General features: G+C 45.4%; 20 protein-coding genes. 4 read left to right on the forward strand and 16 right to left on the reverse strand.

The genetic code is table 11. From position 1 onward, the window contains the following. Position 1: 1 nt before the first annotated feature. Both LFX17_RS12360 and LFX17_RS12365 read right to left on the reverse strand, forming a co-directional pair. Positions 2-3016 carry an LIC_11026 family protein gene (locus tag LFX17_RS12360; RefSeq protein WP_238746927.1) on the reverse strand — a complete coding sequence of 1005 codons (3015 nt, stop codon included), beginning with the start codon at positions 3014-3016 and terminating at the stop codon, positions 2-4. Positions 3017-3030: 14 nt separating this feature from the next. After that, positions 3031-3372 carry an STAS domain-containing protein gene (locus LFX17_RS12365; RefSeq protein ID WP_000695903.1) on the reverse strand — a complete coding sequence of 114 codons (342 nt, stop codon included), beginning with the start codon at positions 3370-3372 and terminating at the stop codon, positions 3031-3033. A 207-nt stretch (positions 3373-3579) separates the two neighbouring features. Between LFX17_RS12365 and LFX17_RS12370 the strand changes: the two genes are divergently transcribed. From LFX17_RS12370 to LFX17_RS12380, 3 genes are all read left to right on the forward strand, one after another. Then, positions 3580-4575 (forward strand): glycosyltransferase family 2 protein, encoded by a 996-nt coding sequence (locus LFX17_RS12370; protein WP_238730526.1) that lies wholly within the window; start codon positions 3580-3582, stop codon positions 4573-4575. A 28-nt stretch (positions 4576-4603) separates the two neighbouring features. Continuing rightward, a complete protein-coding gene (locus LFX17_RS12375; protein ID WP_238730527.1) occupies positions 4604-6493 on the forward strand; it encodes a hypothetical protein in 1890 nt (629 codons plus the stop codon). A 109-nt stretch (positions 6494-6602) separates the two neighbouring features. Next, positions 6603-8624 (forward strand): PAS domain S-box protein, encoded by a 2022-nt coding sequence (locus tag LFX17_RS12380; RefSeq protein ID WP_238746928.1) that lies wholly within the window; start codon positions 6603-6605, stop codon positions 8622-8624. 52 nt (positions 8625-8676) lie between these two features. Here LFX17_RS12380 and LFX17_RS12385 read toward each other — a convergent pair whose 3' ends face one another. From LFX17_RS12385 to lptE, 13 genes are all read right to left on the reverse strand, one after another. Further along, complete coding sequence (locus LFX17_RS12385; protein ID WP_238746929.1) at positions 8677-9513, reverse strand: sterol desaturase family protein; 837 nt, start codon at positions 9511-9513, stop codon at positions 8677-8679. 63 nt (positions 9514-9576) lie between these two features. Next, positions 9577-10677, reverse strand: a complete 1101-nt coding sequence (locus tag LFX17_RS12390) for an AraC family transcriptional regulator (protein WP_238746930.1) — start codon at positions 10675-10677, stop codon at positions 9577-9579. Then, positions 10670-11449, reverse strand: coding sequence for a Rossmann-fold NAD(P)-binding domain-containing protein (locus LFX17_RS12395; RefSeq protein WP_238746931.1), 780 nt, complete (start codon positions 11447-11449; stop codon positions 10670-10672). The genes LFX17_RS12390 and LFX17_RS12395 overlap by 8 nt, the downstream gene beginning before the upstream one ends. Beyond that, positions 11450-12751 carry an adenylosuccinate lyase gene (gene purB / locus LFX17_RS12400; protein WP_118966337.1) on the reverse strand — a complete coding sequence of 434 codons (1302 nt, stop codon included), beginning with the start codon at positions 12749-12751 and terminating at the stop codon, positions 11450-11452. It abuts the gene before it with no gap. A gap of 157 nt (positions 12752-12908) precedes the next feature. Then, the gene (locus LFX17_RS12405) at positions 12909-13976 is read right to left on the reverse strand and encodes a hypothetical protein (RefSeq protein ID WP_118966336.1); all 1068 of its coding nucleotides are present in this window, start codon (positions 13974-13976) and stop codon (positions 12909-12911) included. Between the two features lie 10 nt (positions 13977-13986). Further along, positions 13987-15795, reverse strand: a complete 1809-nt coding sequence (locus tag LFX17_RS12410) for an extracellular solute-binding protein (RefSeq protein WP_238746932.1) — start codon at positions 15793-15795, stop codon at positions 13987-13989. 12 nt (positions 15796-15807) lie between these two features. Further along, the gene (locus LFX17_RS12415; RefSeq protein WP_238730534.1) at positions 15808-17832 is read right to left on the reverse strand and encodes a RelA/SpoT family protein; all 2025 of its coding nucleotides are present in this window, start codon (positions 17830-17832) and stop codon (positions 15808-15810) included. 3 nt (positions 17833-17835) lie between these two features. Continuing rightward, positions 17836-18711 carry a carboxylating nicotinate-nucleotide diphosphorylase gene (gene nadC, locus LFX17_RS12420; protein WP_238730535.1) on the reverse strand — a complete coding sequence of 292 codons (876 nt, stop codon included), beginning with the start codon at positions 18709-18711 and terminating at the stop codon, positions 17836-17838. Positions 18712-19081: 370 nt separating this feature from the next. Continuing rightward, entirely contained in the window at positions 19082-20731 is a 1650-nt protein-coding gene (locus LFX17_RS12425; protein ID WP_238730536.1) for a lipoprotein LipL71, read from the reverse strand. A 47-nt stretch (positions 20732-20778) separates the two neighbouring features. After that, positions 20779-21114 (reverse strand): STAS domain-containing protein, encoded by a 336-nt coding sequence (locus LFX17_RS12430; RefSeq protein ID WP_002745051.1) that lies wholly within the window; start codon positions 21112-21114, stop codon positions 20779-20781. Between the two features lie 70 nt (positions 21115-21184). Then, a complete protein-coding gene (tgt, locus tag LFX17_RS12435; RefSeq protein WP_238746933.1) occupies positions 21185-22309 on the reverse strand; it encodes a tRNA guanosine(34) transglycosylase Tgt in 1125 nt (374 codons plus the stop codon). Beyond that, positions 22306-22788, reverse strand: a complete 483-nt coding sequence (locus tag LFX17_RS12440) for a Fur family transcriptional regulator (RefSeq protein WP_002996754.1) — start codon at positions 22786-22788, stop codon at positions 22306-22308. The genes tgt and LFX17_RS12440 overlap by 4 nt, the downstream gene beginning before the upstream one ends. A 31-nt stretch (positions 22789-22819) precedes the next feature. Then, complete coding sequence (lptE, locus tag LFX17_RS12445) at positions 22820-23380, reverse strand: LPS assembly lipoprotein LptE (protein WP_238730538.1); 561 nt, start codon at positions 23378-23380, stop codon at positions 22820-22822. Positions 23381-23483: 103 nt separating this feature from the next. Here lptE and LFX17_RS12450 point away from each other — a divergent pair, with 103 nt between their 5' ends. Next, positions 23484-25238 (forward strand): M23 family metallopeptidase, encoded by a 1755-nt coding sequence (locus tag LFX17_RS12450; protein WP_238730539.1) that lies wholly within the window; start codon positions 23484-23486, stop codon positions 25236-25238. Positions 25239-25343: 105 nt separating this feature from the next. Here the strand turns inward: LFX17_RS12450 and lsa26 are convergent, their stop codons facing one another. Further along, the gene (gene lsa26 / locus LFX17_RS12455) at positions 25344-26084 is read right to left on the reverse strand and encodes a surface adhesion protein Lsa26 (protein ID WP_238746934.1); all 741 of its coding nucleotides are present in this window, start codon (positions 26082-26084) and stop codon (positions 25344-25346) included. Positions 26085-26145: the final 61 nt, after the last annotated feature.

The raw sequence follows: 26145 nt of genomic DNA on the forward strand, positions 1-26145 counted from the left end.
CTTACTGATACGTATCGATTTCGGATCTCGCTCTTTTGAGAAAGTTCGCGAGAGGCATTCTCTGTTGGGATATCTGACTGTTTTCCAAATTGATGATCGTATTTAAAATGGAACGTTTAAACTGAATGACCGCGTAGACGAGCCCCTTGGATAACTCGACTTCGATCTTATCCACGGCGTAGCTGTTGTAAATAAAATCCGTGAAAACGTTCGAAGGGGTGAAAATGTTCACCGCGCTTTTTGCGAAGTCCTGACCGATTTGAAAGACGCTGAAGAACAAATTGATGTTCGGAATCGGATCCGCGAGATTTCTCCCCGAAACGTTGAGGTCGGCCTTGATCTTACCGTCGTCGATTTTGGATCTGCTTTTCGGGGGAAGAAGTTGTTTGAGATCGATGTCCTTGATTTGAACGACCGCACTAAACTCCATCTTTTCGGGTTTTCCTTCCCCTACGTTTACGAGAATATCCTTTCCGTTCACCAAACCGTCGAGAGTAAACACTTTCAAATATTCTAATTTAAGAAAGTTCTCCGAGTAGTCTATGCGCGCCGACAAACCCGGTTGGCCGTTTTTCGGCTTCACGTAGTCGAACGGAATTCCGCTGATCGAAGGATGCGTGCCGACGATCTGTTTGATCGTGAGATTCGGAACCGGAATTCTCCCGTAGGTTTTGATGAACTTTTCCTTATTCCCTTCGATGAGATTCTGCGTAGTCTTCAAAGAAAGATCGTGAACGAAAGGAAACTCGGCGTTCAAACCTTCGATCCGATAGAGTTTACATTCCTCTCCCGGACAAAACGCGTTCGCATAACCGAAGTTAGAGTTTTTGGAAAGAAGACTTCCGTTCGCGATGGAATTTTTCAGACGAAACTGAATCGCAAACAAACCTTCGAAATTGATTCCCTTAAATAGATAGGCGATCTTTTCGGATTTTAAAACGATGCTTCCTTTCAGATCGGGGATTAGATTTCCGAAAACTCCCTCTTCGTTTTTGGAAGCGGCGCGTAGATTTCCCGCGACTTCCATCCTGAACTTGGACTCGAACGCGGTAAGATCGAACTTCTGCAGCGCGATGGAGGAATCCTTGGCGATCTTTACGTCCAAATCGGTCTTGAGATCGCGGACCTGGATCCCCGGTAAGTCAAAAAGAAGTTTCCCGAAGATCGACTGCGCTCCGTCAACGATGGAATAATCGACCGCGCCCGTAAGAGTGATTTTATTTCCGAGATTGTTCCGAACCGGCACAAGACTTTCGCGAAGAGAAAGGGGCAAGGTCGGCGTCAAACGATCCAGTTCCGTTTTTAAAACGAGCGAAGCGAGATTCATCCGAAAACCCTTCGTCAAAAATACGTTTCCCAGAGTTGAAATCGAAAGCGATTCCTTTCCTTCGGTCCCTTTCGCGATCAGCGATAAAGAATCCAGACGGACGACGTCGGGCACGAAAGGTTTTCCGAATTGAATCCGGGATTTTAAATCCAGATTCACCGGAATCGGAGCGGACTTTCCTCTTCCCATCGGAAACCGAAACCCCGCAAGTTGAACGGCTCCATTCACATTCAAAGAATGGAATGTTCCGCCGATCTTCATCTGCAGCCCGAGAATTCCGTTCAGCGTTTTCGCGTAATCGGTCAGATTGAGGTTCTGAACCGCAAGATCCAAATCGACCTCTGAACCGCGCGTGATACTTCCCGTAGCGGCAAGCCCGATTCCGTTGTAAGTCACGAGAAACTGTTTGAGTTCGAGATTCTCCAAAATGGGAAGCGGCTTACCGGCGTTAGGCGAATCTTCCGTAAGCGGATGAAGAATGGAATCGGCCAAAATTTTGAGTTCGGGAATCCTATGATTTTTTCCGCCGATCGATACAAACAAATCCTTTGCGGAAAGATCGGCCGAAACTTTCAAACGTGTGTCTTTTCCGGAAATCGTGATCGGAGCCAGACGCAATTCTCCGTCCAACTGCATCTTGGGAACTCCGGGAATCGTGGATAAAAAATCGGAAAGCGGTTTTAGACGAATCGATGATTTGGAAATCGAGAACTGAACGTTTCGTTCCTTGGAGGAAACGCCCGCGATTTCTCCCGCTCCGAACAACCAAACGTCCTGATTGACTTTGAGTTCGAGAGCGTCTAACTTTAGCTTATCCTCTTTTTCTAAATAACCGATTTCGTATTTGAGTCCGAAACCGAACGGCGCAAGAAGTTGATTGCGAACCCGGATCGGAACCGAATCGGAACCGATGTCCGCTTTCGAAACGAGCATCCCTCCGGGAATGGAATCGTCTCGGGACAATTCAAGACCGAGACGGAAGGGCTGATCCAAAGACTTCGAACTGTCTTCGAAATAAACGCGCACCGTTTTTTCGGGATTCATTTTAAAGCGAACTGAGTCGACTAACTGTAAAATCCGAACGTTCAAAGGAATCTTTCGAAAACGAACCGTATCCAATTCCAATCCGAGATTGAATCCGTCGATCCCCGCCTTATACGAGGAAGCTCCCGACTCCGAGGAAACGTGAACGAAGATGTCCTTGAGTTCGAGACCCAGATACGCGCTGACGGGAATGTAGGTCGAAATTTCTTCCAAGGGAGAGGAAGGTTCTTCCTTTTGCGGAGGCGCAGGCGAGGAAGAAGCGAATAACTTCGCGATATTCCATTCTCCCTTTTTTTGTAAGAGATCGACCTGCAATCCTACGACCGCGACCCGCGAAAGTTTGGCTCTTCCGAAAAAGACCCAGGGCAGATTGTAAGAGAGTTCGATTTCTTTTGCGGAGAGAACCGGTCGTTCCTCGAAGGCCGCGTCCGATTTTAAAAGAAGATTTTCAAGTGCGATTCCGTACAAAAGGGAGAACTTCGTTACGGTAAAACTCGCGCTTCCTCGAATCGATCCTTCGAGAGCCTTGGAAAGAATCCACTGCCCCGTGAATCGATTGAAAACCAGTTTGTAAATAAATAATAGACTAAGAAGAGAAAAATAAAGACGTCTATGCTTTTGGAAATGACGTTTGAAAGTTTCCACGACTTCTGAACGGATCAGTATTCGAAAGATTCAAGAGCCTCTTCCAGAGTCTTATAGATTTCAAAGATGCTGGCGAGTTTTGTAATCTCCATTAAGTTCTCGATATCGGAATTCAAGTTCGTAAAAACCATTCTTCCTTTTAAGCCGTCGATGTGTTTGTAAATATTCAAAAACATACCGAGCCCGGCGGAGTTAATAAAGGGAACTTTTTTTAAATCGATGATAAATTTCGGAACGTCACCTTTGGAAATGTACTCTTCGATTTTCTGACCTAACTCGAACTCATTTCCCGCTTTTATCGGCCCTTCAATCTTGATGATGTGGACGTCGTTTTTAGTGGTGACTTTGATTTTCATAACCCTGACTTGGATATTGGATGCAAGTATAGTTTAATTTCCTGGCAATTTGTAAAGAGAATTTTTAAGCAGAGCACTAAAAATCAGGGTAAAAACTAGTCTCATAAAACGGAAAGTTCCTCTCTTGTAGCAAACGATCGTCTCTTACGTTCAAGGGAATAATTCTGGACAAAAAGCCGACTCCTACGATTCTTACGGGTAACTCTTATGGCCGAAAGACCTCCTCTCCTTTCCGTAATCATTCCCATCTACAACGAAGAAAAAACCATTCCCGAACTCACGAGAAGGTTGGGCGTTCTTCAAAATCTCTTAGCCTCCGAACATTCCTTTAAAAAGGACGATCTTGAAATTCTTTTCGTAAACGACGGTTCGAGAGACGGAAGCTTCGACGTATTGAAAAAATTCTGCGGAGCGACGAACGGTTATAAACTCGTAAACCTTTCCAGAAATTACGGACATCAAACCGCGATCACCGCCGGAATCGACACGGCGCTCGGCGACGCTGTCGTCGTCATGGACGGAGATCTGCAGGATCCGCCAGAATTCGTAAGCGATCTCTACGGAAAACTGCAGGAAGGGTATGACGTAGTCTATGCGAAACGGAAAAAAAGACCGGGTGAATCCTGGTTCAAACTTTTTACGGCCCATGTATTTTATAGAATTCTAAAGAAGATCACTCGGTTCGACATTCCGATCGACACGGGAGATTTTAGAATCATGAGCCGAAGAGTGACGAACGTTCTCTGCACGATGCGGGAACAACACCGTTATATCCGCGGTTTGATTTCCTGGATCGGTTTCAAACAAACCGGACTCGAATACGAAAGAGAGGAACGTTTCGAAGGAGTCACGAAATTCTCCGTAGGAAAGATGCTCAAGTTCGCGTTAGACGGAATCACTTCCTTTTCCTCGGCTCCTCTCAAACTCGCTTCGTATCTCGGCTTTTTCACGGCGTTCGGCGGAGGTCTCTACGCGTTATTCGTCATCTATCTGCGAATTTTCACCGCGGAAACGATCACAGGCTGGAGTTCCATGATGATCGTCGTACTCATCTTAGGCGGAACCCAACTTTTGGCGCTCGGGATGATCGGAGAATACTTAAGTAGGGTCAACGACGAATCGAAAAACAGACCCTTGTACGTGATCGAAAACGTGTATTCCAACGTTTCCCCGAATCGGAAATCGATCCGAAAGAAATCCTAAAACGCAGGAGTTCGCTCCGGAGAAGAATATGAAACAAGATAAATTCAAGATCCTGGGCATCCTCCTCTGTGTCGTTTCCCTCGGACTCGCGTTTTATATGGGTTTCCGCAACTGGGAAATTTTTATCCGCACCTGCACTCTCAAAGATCTTTTGACCTGGGATGAAAACATCCGCCTCAACGTCGTTCTAGATCAGTACCAGGATTTTCGGGATTTCAAATTGTGGAGGGCCTTTTTTCCGTTTTTAGAATCACCCACTTGGCCTCCGTTACGCTCCCTTCTTTCGTTGATTCTTCTTTTGACTCCGGGAGATATGCCGATCACTTGGAAGGATTCCTTTCTCGGTCTCGTATTTTACGTTCTTTGTTTTCCCACGATTCTCTATGTCGTTTATCAAATCACGGGTTCGTTTTTAAAAGCCGGTCTGACCGCGATTCTTACGCTCGCTTTGACATTGCATACGACCGAAGCCCCTTCCTATAGCCTTTCTTCGATGCTCGAAACGCAGGGAATGTTTTTTCTTTTATGGACGTATTATACTCTTTATAAGATTTATTTTCATACGGAAGAGAACGTCTTTCTTTCCGAGTTCGCCAAAAAGGATAGAATGGAATTGTCCGTTTTTCTTTCCTTATTCGGTTTGTTTTTCACGAAATACCCGTATGGACTTCTTCTTTTTATCGCGATTTTTCTCTACGAGGTCGCTTCGAAGCCGAAAGAATATTCCGAAATTCTAAAGTTTTCTTTGACGCAGAGATACAAAGGTTTACGGAGAATTTTCGTCATTCTCGTAGTTTTGCTGGTTTTATCGCTTCCCACGTTGCGCGTCTTGACAAATCTGAATCTGGATCAGAGGCAGTTCAAACTCATCATCTACTATTGCACCGTTTTGTTGTTCATCGACTTCAACGTATTCTTATTTTCGCAAAGGGAGAAGTGGAAACAAATCGCCCCTTCCTCTATCCGTGTTTTATACGTCTACGCAATCGCGCCTTCTCTCGCTTGGATCTTCGCCAATCCCGACCGCGTCATGAGTTTGATCAACGCGCAGATGATCGTAAACGAATACGTGAAGAGTTTCATCTTCGCGTTGTTTTCTTCCCCTACTGCTACGAGCCCCGTCAGTCACGTATTCCAAGAACCTTGGATCTTCCGCGTCTTTTTCTTCGGAGTGATCGCGCTCATTCTTTGGTTTTTTAAATCGAGAATTCGGGAAGGCAAGAAGGGCGTCCTTGCCTCGGCAGCGCAGACGTTGCGCGATCCTTTGGTCGCGGTAACGTGTATTCTATTTTTGCAATATATCATCATCGATGCGACCACGGGGAACAAACAACTCAGACACGTATTTCCTCCTCTGCCAGCGCTGTTCACCGTCTTCGCGCTTTGGATCTTTCGCTTTATCGAAGACAAGTCCAAACAAATTTCGTACGCCGCGGCCGGATTTGGAATGGTCTTGTTCGTTTGGAGCGGAAGTCTTTATGTGCGGGAAGGCGGTCTCTTGCGAGCCAGCTTTGAGAAGGTTCAGTATTTCTGCCTGAAAGGATTTCAGGCGGATCTCTTTCAACCGGCCCGCGACTTAACGGCGAAGATTTCCCCGGAAGGAAAATACATCGTGTTCAACGGTTTTCACGAGGATTTCAACTTCGATAAGAAAGGAAGATTGATCGCTTCGGAAATAGATCTTCTGATGAGGATGAAAACCTTCTCGAAAGGAAAATATAGAAACGATTCCAGGCACAAGTGGAAGTCTTGGGAAGAATTCTCCGCGGCGCTTGTCATCGCGCCTACTTGCGGACAAAAGGAATTGATGGATAAGTTTGCGATTCGCGCCGCCGCAGTAGGCAAAAGCACGACTCTCAAAAAAGAGTACAAACATCCTTCCGGAAATTATTGCCTCCGAGAATACTCGATTCACTAGGTTTCAATTTATAATTCTGAACGGCCGAAAGAACGGGATCGTTTCGAAAAGAAAATGAATTGCACGAAAGCTGAAGTCCGGTATAACCTGACTTCAGTTTTAAGCCGTTATGCAATCGTCGTGGATCTTTCCTTCCATTCTTTTTTCCTTAACGACGGTCGTTATCCTCAATCTTGTCTATTTATTTCTATATTGGTCCGAAAGACATCAATTCCTTCTCTTTTGGCTTCTTTCTTGGTTTTTCCAGCTCGTGTTTCTCCTAGGGAATTTTTCGAGAGCGCTTCTGGGACCGATCGAATGGGTTTCAATTCTTACGCATACGGCCGACGTTACGAGAGGGTTCTTTCTGATCGCGGGCGCGTTTCTCTTTACAAAAAGGGAATTTCCGAAATGGATCTATGTATCCCTTTTGATCGGCGTCCTTTGGGCCGTTCTGGAAGAAATTTATTTCCAAGGTTCCGATCTCGCATCGGCCCCGATTTATTTTCTGGTCGGAGGTGCGCACATTTATTCGGGGATCATTCTTTTAAAACTTCCTTCCACGCGATATAAGGGAGGAAGGATCGGCGGATGGAGTTTTATTCTCTGGGGAATTCACATTCTGGATTATCCCTTTTTAAGACCGATCGAAGAATTCGCGATCGTCGGCTTTTTTCTCGGGGGACTTTTTCGGATGACGAGTGCGCTTTCGATCTTAATCGTTTATTTCGAATGGTCGAAGGAATCCGAAAACAGATTGGATTCACTTTACAAAAAGATCATAGACACTTCTCAAGAAGGGATTTGGATCCTGGACAAAGACGGAAACACGACCTTCGCGAACAATAAAATCGGCGAACTCTACGGCATAACCCCGGAAACGATGCTCGGTCGAAACATCTTGGATCTCGTGGAAGAAGATCGAAAACAAGCAGTGGCGGATCGGCTCGAAGCGCGAAAGAAAGGAATCGCCGAAGTTTCCGAATACAACTTCGTCAATCATAAGGGAGAACAGAAATACGCGATCGCATCCGCCAATCCCCTTTACGACGATCATGGAAATTACGACGGCGCCCTCGCAATGATCGTGGACATCACTTCTCTCAAGTTAGTGGAGCAGAAACTAAGGGAAAGCGAAAGACAGATTTCGACGATCATCAGCAATATTTCCGGAATCGTATATCGGTGTAAAAACGATCCTCCTCGATGGACGATGGATTACATCAGCGAAGGCTGCCTTCAGCTTACGGGATATTCTCCGGAGGAATTCGTCGGAAAGAAAACATTAGATTTCGGTGATATTATCTTGGAAGAAGACCGAGCCGAGGTCGAATCGGGGGTTCTTCATTCGGTCGAATCGAAAACACCCTATCAAATCACCTATCGAATCCGAAAAAAAGACGGTAAGATCCAATGGTGTTTCGAACAAGGCATCGGAGTTTTTTCGCCCGACGGACAATTGCAAGGATTGGAGGGCGTGATCATCGATTATTCTCTTCCGAAACAAGCCGAGGAGTTGATCAGCAATTCGCTCAAGGAAAAGGAACTTTTATTACGCGAAATCCATCACCGGGTCAAAAATTACATGCAGGTTTTATCGAGCCTCATCGGATTACAATCGGAATATTCCGCCGATCCGAACGCGCGCAAGGTTTTGGAGGACAGTCAAAACCGAATCGCGTCGATGGCGATGATTCACGAAACGTTATATTCGAAAAGCGTGGAGAGCCAGACCTTCCTTCCCGATTACATCCGAAAGCTAATCTCGAATCTGATGCGTTTTTTCGGATACGACGAGGGAGAATTACAGACGATCGTTTACTGCGATTCCATCGTTCTCAATCAATCGATTTTGATTCCGCTCGGATTGATCCTGAACGAGCTCATCACAAACTCGATGAAGCACGCATTCCCGAAAATCCGCGGACTGAAAAAACTCACGGTAAGTTTTAAATCGGATGAACGCGGTTATTCCCGTCTCGAAGTGAGCGACAACGGTCCCGGAAAGTTTCCTAATTCCCTACCGAAAAAGGATTCATTAGGGACGGAACTCGTTCAACTTCTTACGTATCAACTCAAAGGAACTCTGGAAGAATCGAAGACCTCCGAAGGATTCACGACGATCGTCACCTTTCCGCCGAACCAAAAATAAACGGAAATCCGATTAAACGCACTTCCCGGAAATGTTAAACGAAATCGAACGTTTACGCCGGCGCCGTGTCCGCGGAATCTACTTTCTCTAAGATTCGGTTCTCCCGTTTTCCGGGAACCCTCGACGCGACTTCTTCGAACGTGTTTCGGTATTGTTCGTGATTGGTTCCCATCATCTTATCCCAAAAGTTGAAATACAGGGAATAATTGCAATTGAAGTATTTATGATGCATGTTGTGGTGCGTGGTCGTATTGTGCCAGTTCGTAAACTTGCTTCTTAAAAACCAGGAAGGAAAGAGTTCAAAGGACAAATGTCCCAGGACGTTCAAAGAAGTCATATAGATAAAAAATACGATCATCGCTCCTTGGTGCAAAGGTAGAATCATCGCCGCTAGAGGAATAATCCCCGATTCGATCACCGCTTCCAGAGGATGAAAGGAAAACGCGGCCCAAGGGGAAGGATTCGTGGATTTATGATGCACGAGATGAACGTGTTTGAACAGAAGTTTGTTGTGCATCAGACGATGCGTCCAGTAAAAATAAGTATCGTGCAGAACGATCAACGCGAATATGCTGAAAATCAAATATACCGTTCCGTAATCGGAAACCTTATCGTAAATCAGGTTGTATCCGTTCACTTGAGCCCAAGCCGTATACACTCCTGACAACGCAAAGACAAAAAAAGTAAGAAGGGAATATTTGACTTCGTGAAGGATTCTTTCCCGCTCCGGAGTTTTTCCTTGAATGAGTTTATGGGAAAGACGTTTACCCAAAAAAATCCAGACAATCAAAAAAGCGGTTCCCGCAAAGAGCAAATAACGGACCAACAAGGTTCCCCAGACGATTCCGAAAAAACCGGAGTAACCCACCTTCGAAAGCAATTCTTCCATTCTTTAACCTCCGCATCCGTACGATTCGACTCGCGGATTCGATCTCATTATGAACGCAAAGATCTATTTAAGCTTGCTCTTTTCAAAATCGTTCAGGTTTATTTTCGGTTCGGCCCGGTTTTTTCGATATTCGGTGGGCGTCAAAGAAGTCAGTTCCTTAAAGGCTCTATTGAAAGGCCCTAAGGATTGATATCCGAGATCCATCGCGATCCGAATCACCGGGATCTCATCCTTTTCGGAATCGAGTAGAATTTCGCAGGCTTCCTGGATTCTATATCGATTTAAAAAATCGTTAAAATTGCGGAATCCTAAATTCCCGTTGATGAGCCTTCGTAGTTTGTATTCGTGAACCTGAAGTTCTTCCGCGAGACTTCGAATCGTCAAACCTTCGAAACGATACATCTTTTCCTTTTCAAACGCATCGATGAGTTTCTTTTGAAGGACCGGATCGACCGCGAGCGCTTTTTCCTCTTCGGCGCCTCCTTCCCTTTTTTGAATCAGACCTTCTTTCAAATCGAACATTAAAAATTGAAACGCAAGGATCAATCCCCAAGCAAGAAGTCCGTTTAACAAATCCAGAATTTCGGATACTTCTTTTCCGCGTAAAAAAAGATGCGAGAAAATGTTGATCGCGATGACCGTTCCCGAGATGAGAATGTGGATTTGTCGAAGGGTTCTTCTCGATTCTACGAGGTCGTCCTTTCTTCCGATATACGTTTGTATGATCGCGGCCAATACGAAACCGAGGGAGAATATCGACGGCAAAAGAATTCTAGATAGAATTCTTTCGGATTCGACCGGACCTCGCAGCGAGATTTGTCCGAGTTCGGGATATGTCGCGACCGCGGATAGGATCAGCTTGCCGATCAGCAAAAACCAAAACCATGTTTTGATCTCGAAATGATCGTCGAACGCCGCTAAGGTGATGAGCCAATAAAAAAACGGAAGGGCCAACACGACTAGAAAGAGAAGATTACGAACGAGAAAGGGAATCTGAATGTGAACGTCTAAGTTTAGAATCAAATACGAAACGATCGTAAGAATAAAACAAACCGCGATTCTTCCCCGAAGATCATACCAATAACTGGAAACGAAAAAAATCAAAAGGGAAATCAGTCCGCCGATGGAAAAGAAATGGAGAATATTCGTAATTTCGCTAATCACTGATCCCTTCCAGATTTTCCAATTCTGCCCAAAAGTCTTTTCTTTGTAAATCAGGAAGCAGATTCGAAATCAGTACGCTGTCGATAAAACAATCCTCTCTTTCCGATTCTCGGATCGGAGTTTCTGCGATCTTTCCGTGTCCTTCCAAAAAGGAAAAAATTTCTTTCCAAGTGTGCCACTGATTGTCCGAAAGATTGAGAACTTTCGGAATCCGATCCCATCCTTCCGTTTGAATCTTGGAAATCAAAAGGGAAACGGTTTCTGCGATATCGTCTCCGTGGATTAGATTGAGTTGTCTGGAACTTTTGGTTACAAGCCCCTTGCGAATCCAATCGGCGGGATTGCGGCCCGGTCCGTAGATTCCACACAACCGGAGAATCTTTCCGCCGCGCGATAGCCATTCCTCTTCCGCAGCAAATCGCTCGTGATCGGGAATCAGCGGAGTCGTTTCGATGATATCGGGAACTCTTGCGTAAATGCTCGTCGTTCCCAGAAGGATTCTCCGTTCGGTTACGGAATCCATAAGATCCATGAAAGCGGTTCGATCAGAAAGTTTTTGAATCGGAAACGTAACGATACAAAGATCGATGGATTGTTTCGGAAACTGCGCTTCGAACTCGCGCAGGGAAGAAGCATCCGAAAAATCGAATATTCTCGTTCCTGCAATTTGGGTTTTCGCCGAAAACGTCTCGAGTTCGATTCCGGCAACGGAGCGCAACTTCTCCGCAATGCGGACTCCCGTATACCCTAACCCGAAAACGCCTACCCGCATCTATTCCAGGCCCAAACGCTTGTAGATCAGTCCGACTTTTTCGAGATACGGCTCGATCTTAAAGATATCGTCCAGATCCTTTTGCGAGAGTACCTTGTTGACTCGAACGTCCTTTTCCAGTCTCGTCTTTAGGGTTTCGGATTGATTCGCCCAAACCGCCATCGCGTGTTCTTGAACGATCAGATACGCGTCTTCCCGTACGATCTTCCCTTTTTCGATCAACGCAAGAAGTACCTTTTGAGAAAAGATTAGACCGCGTGTTACGCCTAACGTTCTTTCGATCGCATCGGGATATACGTGAAGATTTTTGATTACGAAGAGCATCTTATCCAGAATATATTCCAGACCGATCGTGGAATCCGGCAGAACGACCCGTTCCGCGGAAGAATGAGAAATATCCCTTTCGTGCCAAAGAGCGACGTCCTGCAGACCTACGTTTACGTTCGCACGGATCACTCTCGAAAGACCGGAGATTCTTTCACAGATCACGGGATTTCTTTTGTGAGGCATCGCTGAAGATCCTTTCTGTCCCGCGGAAAAAGGTTCTTCCACTTCTCGTCCTTCCGTTTTTTGCAAAAGACGGATCTCGGTCGCCATACGATCGAGAGAAGAAGCGGTTACTCCTAGGACGGAAAGATAAAACGCGTGACGATCTCTCGAGACGACTTGAGTCGCGATCGGGTCCACGCGAAGTCCCATCTTTTCGCAGACATAGGCTTCGATTTCGGGATCTATATTGGAATACGTTCCCACCGCGCCGGAAAGTTTACCCACCGCGATTTCGTCGCGCGCGTCTGCCATTCTCTTTCTATTTCGGTTTAATTCTTCAAAAAATAATGCGAACTTGAGTCCGAGCGTCATCGGCTCTGCGTGGATTCCGTGCGATCTTCCGATGCAGGGAAGATCCCTGTATTGAATCGCCTTCTCTCGGACCGCCGCGATCAAAGCGTCCGTTTTTTTCAGAATCAGATCCATTGCCTGAACCATCTGAACGCAAAGAGCGGTGTCGCCGATGTCCGAGGAAGTCAATCCGTAGTGAACGTGTCTTCCCGCGGGTCCGATGTATGAGTTCATGTTCGTTAAAAACGCGATGACGTCGTGATGAACCTTGCTCTCGATTTCGAGAATTTCATCCACCTTGAACTTTGCTTTCGATTTGATTTCCTGAAAATCCTCGGGAGGAACTTCTCCGCGTTTCATGCGGATCTCGCACGCGAGAATTTCTATTTCTTTCCAAATTTCAAACTTGTTCTCTAATTCCCAGATTTTGGAAATTTCCGGATTGGAATAACGATCGATCATTTCTAACGGTCCCTTTTTGGAATTTGAATCCTAATCCACTCTTCCACGGAAGGCCTTTCTGTAAAAAGAAAAATGGGCCGACAAACCGCCTTTGTCGTACGGGCCGGGTGAATCTCTGTGGGACGGGGAAAGCGGACGGTCTTCCGTCCACTTTTACTCAGCCGAGTTCGAAAGAACGGACGAATTCCCGGATCGTGTTGATATGATCGATCTCCGGCGAAGGATTCTCCTTGCTCGGTTCGTAGAGGTGTTCGTCAAAAACGTGGTAATCGAAAATCTTCAGAGAAAAATCGGGAAAGGTGATGATGATGTTTTCGGAATGGATATCAAAGATCAGCTTCTCTTCGTCCGCGAGATATTTCGTCACTTCGATCACGCGGTGAAAATCCAAGGCGATCTTTTTCAGCTTCGAACGGCTGATGACTCCGAACTTATGCGTATCGAAGTTCAATTTCCATTTCGGAAAGAATGCGTCCTGAAACGGATTCTGCCTCACCTTCTCGTTCAAGCGGATGAACTCTTTTAGATGTTTTCCGGGAAGAAGGTTCTGATTGTCGCACGGAGTCAACGTGAAGATCGGAATTCCGAACGGAGTCGTTCTGGCTCTAAGCCCCATAAAATAACGAGTCGGTAACACGAGATCCGGAATGAGCGATTTTAATTTCCAGTAGTGCAAACGTTCCAAACCCAAACGCGCAAACTTAAAGTGAATGTCTTCCTTTGCGGATCTCGTCCATGTTTTGGATTTCAAAAAATCCATGAGTTGAATCTCTTCGGGTTTGAGATAACGATCCAGATTCTTCTTCACGTGTTTGTATAAGGAACCGAAGATCGGGTCGGAGGGAAGTTTGGACTTTCCGATCTTTACGACCTGATTCCAAGGAAGCGCATAAACGAACTTATACGAACCGCGACCGATGTATTTTTCGGCGGAGAGGGGCATAAAGTTGTCCAGATATTCGCGATCGTATCGATGCGTTATGCGAAACAGATGGGAAACCGGAAAGAATTTTTCGTACGTCTTTCGGACAAAGCCGGATTCGCGTAAACGATAATCGACCGGCAAATCTTCGATCGGAATTTCCGGTTTTGTTTTTTCCGGATCGTAGAAGAGTTCCTTATCGAGCCCCTTTTCCAGCAGCTCGATAAAGTTGGGAATCTTAGGAGAACTTAAAAAATCGCGTATGACGACGCCCAGTTCTCCGAGTCGATTCCGTTTATTCATAATTTTGAATCTACTGAAAGTAGACTTTCTCCGGTATGGAAGGTAGTTTTTCCTTTCTCAGGATCGCTTCGTTCAATTTGGAGGATTGCGCCTCGTCCAACCACCAAAGAGAAGAAGCTTCCTTTTCGCTTCCGTATTTTCCGAGAGGATTTTTCGGTGACTTGAAGCGGTTCCAATACATGATTCTTGTCGCGCTTGTGTTCCATAAAAGAACGTACGGAACTTCCGCAGTTAAGATCTTATCGATCTTTCTGAGAATTTCATTTCGTTTCGGAATGTTGAACTCGGTTCTTTGCTGTTCCACGAGCTTATCCACTTCCGCGTTTTTGAAACCGGAAAGATTCGGCTGCCCCTTCTCTTCCGCGTATTTGGAATACCACATCGCTTCCGGATCTTTGAACACTCCGCCTCCCCAAGCTGCCCAGGTCATATCGAAGTCGTATTTATCCATGCGAGAACTCCATTCCGCAAGGTCGGTCGCCTCCAAGCTGATGACGATTCCGACTTCTTTGGCTCTTTCCTGAATGAGCGTAAGATACTTCTCCGCTTTTTTATCTCTTTCTAATATGCTAAAGCGAAATTCCTTTCCGTCCTTTTCCAGAATTCCTTTCGAATTCGTTTTCCATCCCGCTTGCGCGAGCAGTTCTCTCGCTTTCTTAACGTCGAATTCGATCGGAGGATTCGGGAAAGAATTTGCGGGCCACAAATCCTGATAGAATGCGTTCGTAGGTTCGTATTCGTTGTACGCGAGTTTTTCGATGAGAAGATTTCGATCCACGAGATGAGCGAACGCCTTGCGAACTCTCACATCCGAAAAAATCTCCCGTCTCATGTTAAAAACCAAACCTTGAAATCCGATCGGTTTGGAGTTGTAGATTTTCTGCTTGAGAATATAATTCTCGTCGAACTTCTCCCCAACCGCGTCTTTGACCCAAAAAGAAGCCGTGTACGTAGGATAGATATCTATATCACCTTTTTTGAATGCTTGAAACGCGATCGGCTCCTCGTTATAAACCTTGAAAAGGATCGTATCGAAGTTATCCACGCCTTTGTAAAACGGATACGCGCGCATCCAATAATCGCCCCGTCTGCGCATCTTCACGTAACGGCCTTTCTTTGCGGAAAGCATCGAATACGGCCCTGAAACCACGGGAAAATCGAAATTCTCCTTATCGAAGTTTCTGCCTTGATAATAATGCGAAGGAAGAATGTAGAGGGAATTCGCGATCGTATTAAAGTTCGACCAATGAATTTCCTTTTGTGTGAATTCGATTTCCCGTTCGCTCAGAACGACCGGTTTTTCAAAACGGGAAAGATCGATTCGAAAAACCGCAGTGTTGTTGTTCTTGTCCATCAGCGTTTCGTAAGTGAATAAGACGTCGTTCGCGGTGATCGGCTTACCGTCCGACCAAACCGCATTCGCGTCGATGGTGAACGTGAATTTCCTTTTATCGGGAGAAATCCTCCAGGAAGAAGCGAGATGCGGAATCGGTTCGAGCGTCAACGGATGATAGTCGAGAAGAGGTTCGAACATCAATCCGAAGATATGAGCCGTGGTTGAAAACTGATCCAAATAATAGTTCAGAGATTTCGGAAACTGATGACTATAAATCCTAAAAGTTCCGCCCTTTTTCGCATCGGGAGAAACGATCGGATTGTGAGCGCGCAGCGCGACCGGAATCGAATCTGGATTCCCTTTCCAAGGAAGAGTTTCGACGACCACGGAAGTTTCGGATTCTTCCTTTTCCCCGCAGCCGACAAAGGCGAAAGCGGCCGACATTAAAAATATGCAAAAAACGGAATATGATAGTTTCTTCAAGAAGTTACCTCTTTAATTCTTAATCCTATGGGCTTGATATACGTCCGGTATTTGTTTGAGATTACTCAGAATCTCCTTGAGCTGATCCAAGTGTTCCACATCCACTTCGAAACTCGCGACCAAGTTTCCCCGTTGATCGGTGGTCGCCTTGGATTCTCGGATATTGGTCTGCGTATTGGAAATCGACTTTACGATTTCCATAAAGATTCCCTGTCGATCCTTCGATTTCACTTCGACCAGCACGGGAATGGATTCGCTTTGACCGTAATCCCATTCGACCGTGATGACGCGCATGGATTCTTCCTGCTCCTGCTGTTTGGCGGTCGCGCAGCCTTTTTTATGAATGCTCACGCCCCTTCCCCGCGTGACAAAGCCGATGATCTCGTCTCCGGGCAAAGGAGAACAACAACCCGAAAGACGAACCGGAATTCCTCGAAGACCGGCCACGATGACTTTGCCAGCGCCGAGATCGATTTGTTTGGCCGGTTTTGCGGAAGGTTTTTTCTTAAGTTCTTCGAGAACCTCCGCATTCAGAGTGATCTCGGCGGCAAACTCCGCTTCTTGCTGCAGATCTTTTTTGGTCTCTTCTCTGAGTCTTCGGAAATAAGCACGGAGTTTTTGTCTTGCGGAGGGAGTTCTTACGATACGAAGCCATATCGGAGAAGGTTTCGTTCTTTTATCGGTGATGATTTCGATCTGATCTCCGGAACGGATTTCCGTTCGAAGCGGAAGCATTCTTCCGTTGATTCTTCCGCCTTTCGCTTTTAAACCGACATCGGTGTGAATTCGGAACGCAAAGTCGAGAATGGTCGCGCCCTTCGGTAACTGGAGAATCTCGCCTTTCGGTGTGAAGACGAATACCTCGTCCTCGTGCAGATCGTATTTCAGTTCTTCTACGAATTCTTTCGGATCAAGCGCAGAGTCCTGCCAAGAACTGAGAAGTTCGAGCCATTTTAGTTTTACGCTTTTACCCGAAGCCGAAGGTTTACTCTCCTTATATATCCAGTGCGCGGCGATTCCATATTCGGCGATGTCGTTCATCTCCCGCGTGCGGATCTGAACTTCAAGCGGTTTCCCGTCCGGTCCGATCACGGTCGTGTGAAGCGATTGATACATATTCGTTTTCGGCGTGGCGATATAATCCTTAAAACGTCCGGGCACGGGATTCCAAAGTGTATGCACGATTCCTAATACACCGTAACAGTCTTTGACTTCGTTCGCGATGATCCGAATCGCCCTTAGATCGAAGATTTCGTTGAAGGTTTTTTCCTTCAGCTTCATCTTTCGATAAATCGAATAGAAGTGTTTGGCTCGACCATCCACGTCGGCTTCGATCTGAATTTCGGAAAGTCTTTGCAGAAGGATGATCTTGAGTGTTTCGATAAAACCTTCCCGCTCCGATTTTTTGGAGTTGATGTTCTTCTTAACTTCCTGATATTCTTCCGGATTGAGAATCTGAAACGCAAGGTCTTCCAGTTCCGATTTGATTTTATAAATTCCTAATCTACCCGCGATCGGCGCGTATAAGGACAGTGTCTCCTGAGCGATTCTTCTTTGTTTTTCAGGAGGTTGAAAGGAAAGAGTCCGCATGTTGTGCGTTTTGTCCGCCAGTTTGATAAGAATGACGCGGATATCCTTGATCGTCGCGACGATGATCTTTCTGATATTCTCCGCCGCTTCGGTTTCCTTAGATTGACTTTTGATTTTGGAGATTTTCGTTACACCTTCGACGAGATCGGTGATATCCTCTCCGAAATCGCGAATCATATCGTCGCGGGAATATTCCGTGTCTTCGATTACGTCGTGAAGAAGTCCGGCGCAGATTACCTTCTCATCCAAACCGAGTTCGAATAAGATAAAACCGACTTGAAGCGGATGAACGATATACGGTTCGCCGGAAAGACGGAACTGTCCTTGGTGCGCATGTTCGGACACGTCATACGCCTTTTGGACCGCTTCGTAGGCGTTATCGCCGAGAGTTTCGCGAACCCCTTCCAGGAGCATATCTTTGGTTGCAGGAGCTTTCACAAATCCCATTACTCAGTGTTGCTCGATGTCCAAACCGAGGTCCAGAAAACGAGTCGTGTGCGTTAGATATCCCATACTAACACCCGCACCGGAAAATTTCGAGAGGGCTTCCAATTTTTCGGGTGTAATTCCGCCGGAAAATTCGATCTGGATGCTTGGCGCTTTCTGTTTGAGAATCGAATAGGCGACCTTCGTATCTTCCAAAGAAAAGTTATCCAATAATACGACATCCGCACCCGAGCCGATCACGTCGTCGAGCTGGGAAATAGAATCGATTTCCACTTCCACCAGTCTGCCGGGAAAACGTGCTTTTATCTTTCCGACCGGTTCGTGAGAAGAGGAATACATCGCAAGATGGTTGTCCTTGATCATCGCCATTTCGGAAAGATTGAGTCGATGATTGCTTCCGCCTCCGCAATAAACCGCATACTTCGCGAGTTTGCGGTAGCCGGGAAGAGTTTTGCGCGTATCGAGAATCATAAGTCCGTTGCGTCCGTATTTTTGGACGACTTCTCCCGTTCGAGTGGAAATGCCGGAAAGGTATTGCAGAAAGTTCAGTAGAATTCTTTCCACACGGAGAATTTGAACCAGACTTCCGTGGATTTTCAGAAGAGTTTCCCCTTTTTGAAAACTTTCGGAATCCTTTTTGAAAAGTTCCGATCGGATTTGGTTTTCGGAAAGGATATTCAAAACTTCTAATACTCCTGTTCCGCAGAGAATTCCCGGTTCTCGTGCGTTCAGGCTTGCGGTCGCTTTTTGATCCGGTGAAAAAAGGGATACAGAAGTGATATCTTCGTCGGGACAGTCCTCTTCCCATGCAAGTTTCACCAAGGTTTGGTAGTCCTGATAGCTCACTGAGGAAATCGGCTGGGTATAAGCGCGTTTCATTTTACTTCAAAAGAAAGTTTTACAATCGGAAAGCGGTAATCAAGTGAATTTCGGCGGGATTCGAAAATATACGACTGTCGTTGATTTCTGGGGGAGTTTGGGCGGAGTTCCGTCCAAAATTTCCGTTGTTAAGTCGAATTCTTTTGTGGAATGGGAAGCAGGCGGTCTTCCGTCCACGTATGTTCGCCGTTCAAAAAGGAACAACGCGGACTTCGTTCTCTCTTTTTCGGTTCAGCGAAAACCAAAATCGACGTCGAAGTCTTTTTGATTCAGATCTAATGGAAATATTTTGGACGGAACTCCGCCCCAAAAACAAAAAAGGCCCGGTTTTTCAACCAAGCCTTCTTTACCGCGAAAACCGAATTCGGATTTACTGAAGATTTTCCGGATTTTCTTCTTCTCCGTTTTCTTCCTCAGTGGGCTGTTCTTCCGTCCCAGCATCCGCAGGCATATCATCGTCTGCCGCAGGTGGAGGAGTTGCCTCGGTTTTCTTTTTGTTATCCGGCTCACCGGATTCTGATTCTTCAGAAGCAGCCGGTTTTTGGTTTTGCTCGATCGCTTCTACTTCTTCCGCAGTCGGCTTCTTCTTTTTGGAAGGTTCAGCCTTGTGAAATTTAGTAGGCCCTTTTTTAGGAGGAATCAACAATACCTGTTTTGGATAGATCAAATTTGGGTTTTTAATCTTACTACGATTCGCCTCGTAGATTCTTCTCCAAAGTTTCGCCGTTCCGTAATGTCTCTTATCTTTGGAAATTCTCCAGAGACAATCCGCAGGAACCTTCTTGCGAACCACATAACGTTTCCATCCTTCCGGCAAACCGTCTTCCCCGACTTTGGCAGAAGAATGCTTATCGGTAGAAGTTTGATCCTTACCTGTATTCTTAGAATCGTTTCCTGTTTTTGTATCGCGGCCAGCAACCTTGTCACCAGTCGTTTTTCTTTCCATTCTTTCAGCCAATTCGGTAGATTGGTCTACGACAATTCTGGAAAGACGGATCGCTTCTTCGGAACGCGCAATCGAATCCTCGTATTTTTCGGAAGAATACAAATCTTCCGCGGACACTCTGGATTCTTCCGCTGCTTTCAGATTTTCTTCGGCTCTTTGGTAAGAAACTTGGAAATCACGAGAAGCATTTACTTTATTCTTATCGAAAGATGCAAGTTTTGTAGTCGCAGTCGCCACGCTTTGTTTCGCGAGTTCTTTTTGTTTTTCTGCGTAAGCTTTGATATTCTTTGCGACGAGTTCGCCGGATTTTTTGCGGATATCATCGATCTCAGCATAACCTTCTTTGATTTTGCCTTCTTCGATTTTATATTTTGCGCCGTCTAAACGACTTTTCGTTTCTGCGACTTCCGGATCTTTTCCTTCCGCATATTTATCCGCGTCGTTCAGATTTTTTTCGATATCTGCAAGAGAATCGATCAACTGCTGTTTTTGCGAAAGCGCCAATACCTTGGATTCGTCCGCGGATTTTTTGGAATCGGCGTATTTTTGACGAGAAGCTTCGTACTGATCAAAAGCGGCCAGTCTGGTTCTTAATTTTGCATCGTCACCGGATTCTCTTGGATAGGATTCCAGAGTGCGATCCGCAGTTTCGCGCAGCGTGTCTCCCTCTTTGCGAAGTTGAACCGCAGCGTTATAAGGCTCGGAAGCGAGTTGAGAAGCGAACGCTTCGTCGGCGGAATCGATGGATGAAGTGGACTCTTTACGAGCGTCATCAACGGAGGATGGAAAGGACTTCTCGGATGCATCCAGAGCTTTGGCTCTTGCGTATTCCGCGGATTTTTTGGTTTCCGCGAGATCTTCTTCCGAAGCCTTTTGATGTGCATTCAGCAAACTCTTGCGAGCTTCTTCCAATTCTCCCGGAGCGTATTTTTCGGCGCCGGCCGCTTTCGCTCTCGTGATGGAGTTTTTCGCGTCGCTCAGCTCCTGAATCGGAAGTTCGGCTCCACAGGCAATGAGAAAACCTGCGAGTAAGATTATAAAAGAAGAAAATATTTTTCTTTGGGTTGATTTCATTGCGGCACCAGGTTTCAGAAAAGGTAGGATAAAATTATAATCCGATCTTACTTAAAGGCAGAAACAGCTTCTGCCTCATTATCAAAAATCTCAAAGAAAGAAGTCAGCTTGGTCAGCTCGAAAACTTTTCTAACGGATCCGGAGACGTTGATAATTTTAAGTCCGCCCTGATATTTCTTCAGGTTGGAAAGGCTGGAAATCAATGCACCAATACCAGACGAGTCAATGTAGGAAACTTTTTCCAGATTGATAATGGTATAATATTTTTGTTCCTCGATGAGTTTAGCGATTACATCTTTAATCTCTGGGGCATTGTAGAGATCGATCTCTCCGTTTATGTCCAGAATCACAATGTTCCCGCTTTCTCTTCTGGTTATTTCCATAAATAATCAGCAACTCCTTTCTGTCTCTTTCCGGCCAGCTCTACTAAAGGAAAGGCGATTCTGTAAATAGTCAACCGGAAAATTCAGGCTTTTCGTACAAATTTTTCCATCTGGCATAGGTTTCTAAAAATTCTCCCGCTTGAATGGACTTTCTTATCTCTGCAAGAAAACTTTTCATGAAATATAAATTGTGATACGTCGAAAGTGAGAATGCGGTGATCTCTCCGACGTGATGTAAGTGTCGAATGTACCCGATGCTGTATCTCTCGCACACCTTACACCTACAATTCGGATCCATCGGTGCGTCGGAATTCTTCCACTTCTCATTTCTCAAATTAATTTTTCCGAGCGATGTGAAAACTTGACCGTTTCTTGCGTTCCGAGTCGGCAGAACGCAGTCGAACATATCGACTCCATTCTTCACTCCGTCCAAAATATCAGGTACCGTCCCTACTCCCATCAGATACAAAGGACGATTTCGATCTGTATACATCGAAATCCCTTCCAAAATTCGGATGAAATCCTTGCGCGGTTCTCCGACCGAAAGCCCTCCGATCGCAACTCCGTCAAACGGCAGTGAGGTGATCGCCTTCAGACTTTCTAATCGGAAATCAAGATCGATGCCTCCTTGAAAGATTCCGAAAAGATGCTGAGAATTCTTCCTTTTTTCCCAATATTCCACGGACATCTCCGCCCATCGATGCGTTCGATCCAAGGATTGCCTGAGCCGTTCCGGGGTGGAATCGAAAGGAGCGCAGTCGTCAAGAACCATCATGATGTCGGAACCGATGCTTCTTTGTATGTCGATGACGGAACTTGGAGTGAAATAGTGACGGCTTCCGTCGATATGCGACTGAAAACGAACGCCGTCCTGTTCGTATTTAAAGAGTGAATTCAGACTGAAGACCTGATAACCTCCGCTATCGGTCAATAACGCTTTTTTCCAAGTGGAGAATTTTTTGAGCCCTCCGAACCGATCCAACACGTCCGTGCCGGGTCGGAGGTAGAGATGATACGTATTCCCTAATATTAAAGAATACTCAAGTTCTTCGAGGTCGTCCATCGTGAGAGTTTTAACGACGCCTCTGGTTCCCACCGGCATAAATACCGGCGTTTCCAGTTCCACTCCGTTTAAGTTGAGAATTCCGGTTCTGGATCGAGTCTTTGAATCTTCGGAAAGCGTTTTAAAAATCATCTACCGGAAGAATGCTCGTTGCAGGTTCCATAGATGTTCAAGCTGTGGCCCGTTATCTTAAAACCGTTGTCCTTTGCGGCTTGCTCTTGAAGCTGTTCGATTCTTTCGTCTACGAACTCCACGATTTTTCCGCAAACCGTACAGATGATATGATCGTGATGTTTATGCCCGATGATATGTTCGTAATACTTGTAATCTTTTCCGAAGTTGTGTTCTTGTAAAAGTCCCGCCGAAACCATGATCGAGAGAATTCTATAGATGGTCGCTTTAGAAATCTGATCTCTCTGATCCTTGAATTCCTCCAAAAGCCCTTCCGCAGTGAAGTGATTGTGAAGGGAGAAAATTCTTTCCGCGACCAGCATTCTCTGGTTGGTAATTTTCAATCCCTCTTTCTGGAGATATTCCGAAAAAGTCTGCATTTCCATGCGGACCGCTGGTTCCGTTTTGTTTAGAATGGCTTCTTGTTTTTCTCGATTCATAGGAGATTACTCAAGGGGCGGGTCAAGATTATCAGGGATCGATCTTTCCGGCAATAGAAAAATACCAAGCTCTTTCCATCTCCTCCGCGATCCGGATCGCCATGATCTTTAGCAGTCGGGCTTGCGCCTGATTTTCACTCTCTCTAAATCCGACTTGATCGGAGAAGATAATTCTAACCGGTATCTCTTCCCTTTCCAATGTTATTTTTTGTCCTCCGGCTTTCTGGAGTTCCAGCCGAACAATGACCAACATTTCCCTAGAGATGGACTGTCCTCCCTGATCCAAAAGATTTCCGACGAGCTGATAGTGAACGACTTCTCCGTAAAGACGATACGCCGCGATCGACTTTTCCCGGGTTTGCAAAAATCTTCCGCGGGCGTCGATTTCGGATCGGACGAGTTCCGTCAATAGGGTTTGAATTCCCATTCCGTAGGAATTGTTTCGAAAATTTTGGACGTAAAGCCGACGTTGGTCGTCCGGAATCGGAACCCCGTCGATCTTAGGCGGATTTCTCGGTTCTCTTGTAAAATAAGTGCAGTGAACGAGCGAAAGAAGGAGCGTGAAGAAGATTGCCAGTCGGGCATTGGACATAGTTAGAAGGATCTTTTGTGGACGGAACTCCGTGCAAGGAGAATTTTCCGGAGGTTCTTTTCGACTTTACAAATTTCGATTTTGACCGCAGCTTTTGCGAAAGATGAAAAGATTCTCCGGAAGTTCCCTTCTTACTTTATTGTTATTCGTTTTGATTTTTCCGTGGAGTGGATTGTGGACGGAAGACCGGCCCGAATTACAATTATTTCCGGAGTTGCAGGGAAAACTAAGCTTTCCGATGGAGATCCAGACACCGATCTCGGGTTCGTTTGCAGAATATAGAACGCATCACCTCCACATGGGAGCGGATTTTAAAACGTTTCACTTAAACGGTCTTCCGGCCATCTCACCTTTTGACGGAGTTGTAGAATCGGTATCGGAGTCACCGAACGGCTATGGACTGAATCTAATGGTTCGTTCCCCGTCGGGCCTTAGAGCAAAATTTGCACATTTGTTCAGCTTAGAGGGAGCCAAAAAAGAACTGGAACATCTTCGACAAGCGTTACATCTACTCAGCGACGGAATCTTCTCCATAAAATTTACGGACCACAAATATTCTATAAAACAAGGACAGGCCATCGCGAGAATTGGAGAATCAGGAACTGGAGTTCCACATTTGCATTTTGAACTTCATGGAAACGGAGATACGTTCAACCCTCTCGCGTATCTCAAGATGAACGATCGGGACGGAACTCCGCCCGAACTACTCGTTCTCTATATCGATTCTTCCGATGGTCAAAAATTTAGACTCCCTCTTGTGAAAAAAGAAGAAGGAATCTACGAGCTGAACGATCCGACTCCTTTGAAAATCGGGGGGGAAGTACGAATCAAGTTAGGCGCCTTTGACCGAATGAATTCTCGAAATAAAAACAATCTCTATTTCGCAAAACTTTTATCCGAAGGGAGAATTCTCTACGAAAGAAAATTTGAGAAAATGAGTTATGTCGAGGCCAGAGATCATCAGTCGATCTATGATTCGAATCGATCCTCTTTGAATCCACCCGTATATGTTTACAATCTTTTTCCGACATCGAAATCCAGCTTCGACCTCAAGGAATATCACGAGGGACAGGAGGTCCAGTTCGAGATCGTTGCAGGCGATAAAGAAGAGAATCAGTCTTCTCTCAAAATTAAAATTTTCAACTCTGGATTCAAAGGACGTCCCGAAAAAGCGGCTGCTACGGAATATTCTTCTCCTGACGGTCGCTTTTCTCTGAAGACTCCCAAAGGAAATACGTTCGGAAAAGGCAATATTCTTTTTGAAAAGGCCGGAGTTCCGTCCAAAAAAGGATTACCGGAAGGCTTAACCTTAAAAAGCGAGCTGATCGAAATCGAATCCACAGGAATCAGCTGGTCAGGGGAGGCAAAATTTTTATGGAAAGGGAAACGACTAACAAAGTCTGAGAATTTATATTTATTTGAAGAAGCGACCAGTCGTTGGGTCATCCTAAAAACGTCCTCCGAAGGAGGAGGAATTCAGGCCATTTTAAATAAGATCGGTATCATCGCTGTCTTAGAGGACCGTTCAAAACCGAAAATAGATCACCCATATTTAATTTCCCGTCATCGATTCACGCCGGAGGTCCGTCCACAAAGTTTCATCGAAAGAATGTACTCCGTATCTGACATCGGCTCCGGCTACGCAGGCGGAGCAGAAATCCTCTTAGATGGAGAAACGTTCCCTTACGAGTTTGAAGCCGATCGAAAAATGATTCTCGTAAAGATTCCGAAATCGTTTTCAAAGTTTAAAAAAAAGCTGCTACTTCAGGCGAGAATTAAAGATAGAGCCGGAAATGTCTCAAGTTGGTTAACGGATCTAATAGATCTCGATCAAAATTCGAGTGGTGACAATGGATAGCCCCGCTTCCTCATAATAAAATACATTCAACAATCCCACTCGAGTAGAAAATTAAAAAGGGACGGTCTTCCGTCCCTTTTTCTAAAAATTTCGATTAAAACCCGATTACTTCTTCGTTTCCGAATAAACGCCGCCGGCAGGAGCTTTATAATTGATTTCAAAAACATCGTAATCCGACTTTCTCCAGCCGGTTGCGAAAGCGACGGAAATTCCGATATAATACTTCGTTCCGTATTTCATCGTATTCCAAGCAAACTTCGCAATTTCTTCGTTGGTAACCGAAAAAGGATGAACCTTTCCACGAACCTCGTCCAGATACAGACCTTCATAGGTTCCGATCGCAGTTCCTTGATAATCAAGCTGAAGAATTCTACCCGTAACCGAGAAATTTCTTTTCGATCCGGATTTATCTCCAATCATCTTATCCACTGCTTCCTTTGGAAGAACCGTAACTTGCCTCTGGGCGGATACAACTTCAAAATCCGTGGACAAAGCGACGGGTTCAAATCTATGAATCCGATATTGAACTAAAATTTCCTGATTTAAGTTGTTGCTCAAAAAGTTAACGACTTCACCGTTTTCGGGGCGAACGGAGAATTCTACTTTTTCTTTCAAAGGAGAAAAGCATTCGTCTTTTGCCGCTTCGCATTTTTCGGATTTGTCAAAGGTCGTAAATTCGAGAAGCCCTTCGTAAGAATCAAAAATCAATCCGCGGCTTTCAAATTGAACGAGCTTTACGACCGCCCAACCCTCCGAATAAGTCCCTGCCGCAAATACGGAAGAAGAAAAGAATATGGAAGCGATAGGGAAAAATAAAACGCTAATTCTTCTTAAATTTTTAAACATTATACACTCCGAGATTTTCTTAAATTCTAAGATTCGAACACTTTAAGAGCAGAATCTTCAT

Source organism: Leptospira sanjuanensis (genome assembly GCF_022267375.1).
GTDB classification, from domain to species: Bacteria; Spirochaetota; Leptospiria; order Leptospirales; family Leptospiraceae; genus Leptospira; species Leptospira sanjuanensis.

What these genes read in the sequence shown, in the direction of transcription:
- LFX17_RS12365 (WP_000695903.1), bottom strand. Translation starts at nt 3,372, where the DNA reads ATGAAAATCAAAGTCACCACTAAAAACGACGTCCACATCATCAAGATT.
- LFX17_RS12370 (WP_238730526.1), top strand. Translation starts at nt 3,580, where the DNA reads ATGGCCGAAAGACCTCCTCTCCTTTCCGTAATCATTCCCATCTACAAC.
- LFX17_RS12375 (WP_238730527.1), top strand. Translation starts at nt 4,604, where the DNA reads ATGAAACAAGATAAATTCAAGATCCTGGGCATCCTCCTCTGTGTCGTT.
- LFX17_RS12380 (WP_238746928.1), top strand. Translation starts at nt 6,603, where the DNA reads ATGCAATCGTCGTGGATCTTTCCTTCCATTCTTTTTTCCTTAACGACG.
- LFX17_RS12385 (WP_238746929.1), bottom strand. Translation starts at nt 9,513, where the DNA reads ATGGAAGAATTGCTTTCGAAGGTGGGTTACTCCGGTTTTTTCGGAATC.
- LFX17_RS12395 (WP_238746931.1), bottom strand. Translation starts at nt 11,449, where the DNA reads ATGCGGGTAGGCGTTTTCGGGTTAGGGTATACGGGAGTCCGCATTGCG.
- purB (WP_118966337.1), bottom strand. Translation starts at nt 12,751, where the DNA reads ATGATCGATCGTTATTCCAATCCGGAAATTTCCAAAATCTGGGAATTA.
- LFX17_RS12405 (WP_118966336.1), bottom strand. Translation starts at nt 13,976, where the DNA reads ATGAATAAACGGAATCGACTCGGAGAACTGGGCGTCGTCATACGCGAT.
- LFX17_RS12415 (WP_238730534.1), bottom strand. Translation starts at nt 17,832, where the DNA reads ATGGGATTTGTGAAAGCTCCTGCAACCAAAGATATGCTCCTGGAAGGG.
- nadC (WP_238730535.1), bottom strand. Translation starts at nt 18,711, where the DNA reads ATGAAACGCGCTTATACCCAGCCGATTTCCTCAGTGAGCTATCAGGAC.
- LFX17_RS12425 (WP_238730536.1), bottom strand. Translation starts at nt 20,731, where the DNA reads ATGAAATCAACCCAAAGAAAAATATTTTCTTCTTTTATAATCTTACTC.
- LFX17_RS12430 (WP_002745051.1), bottom strand. Translation starts at nt 21,114, where the DNA reads ATGGAAATAACCAGAAGAGAAAGCGGGAACATTGTGATTCTGGACATA.
- tgt (WP_238746933.1), bottom strand. Translation starts at nt 22,309, where the DNA reads ATGATTTTTAAAACGCTTTCCGAAGATTCAAAGACTCGATCCAGAACC.
- LFX17_RS12440 (WP_002996754.1), bottom strand. Translation starts at nt 22,788, where the DNA reads ATGAATCGAGAAAAACAAGAAGCCATTCTAAACAAAACGGAACCAGCG.
- lptE (WP_238730538.1), bottom strand. Translation starts at nt 23,380, where the DNA reads ATGTCCAATGCCCGACTGGCAATCTTCTTCACGCTCCTTCTTTCGCTC.
- LFX17_RS12450 (WP_238730539.1), top strand. Translation starts at nt 23,484, where the DNA reads ATGAAAAGATTCTCCGGAAGTTCCCTTCTTACTTTATTGTTATTCGTT.
- lsa26 (WP_238746934.1), bottom strand. Translation starts at nt 26,084, where the DNA reads ATGTTTAAAAATTTAAGAAGAATTAGCGTTTTATTTTTCCCTATCGCT.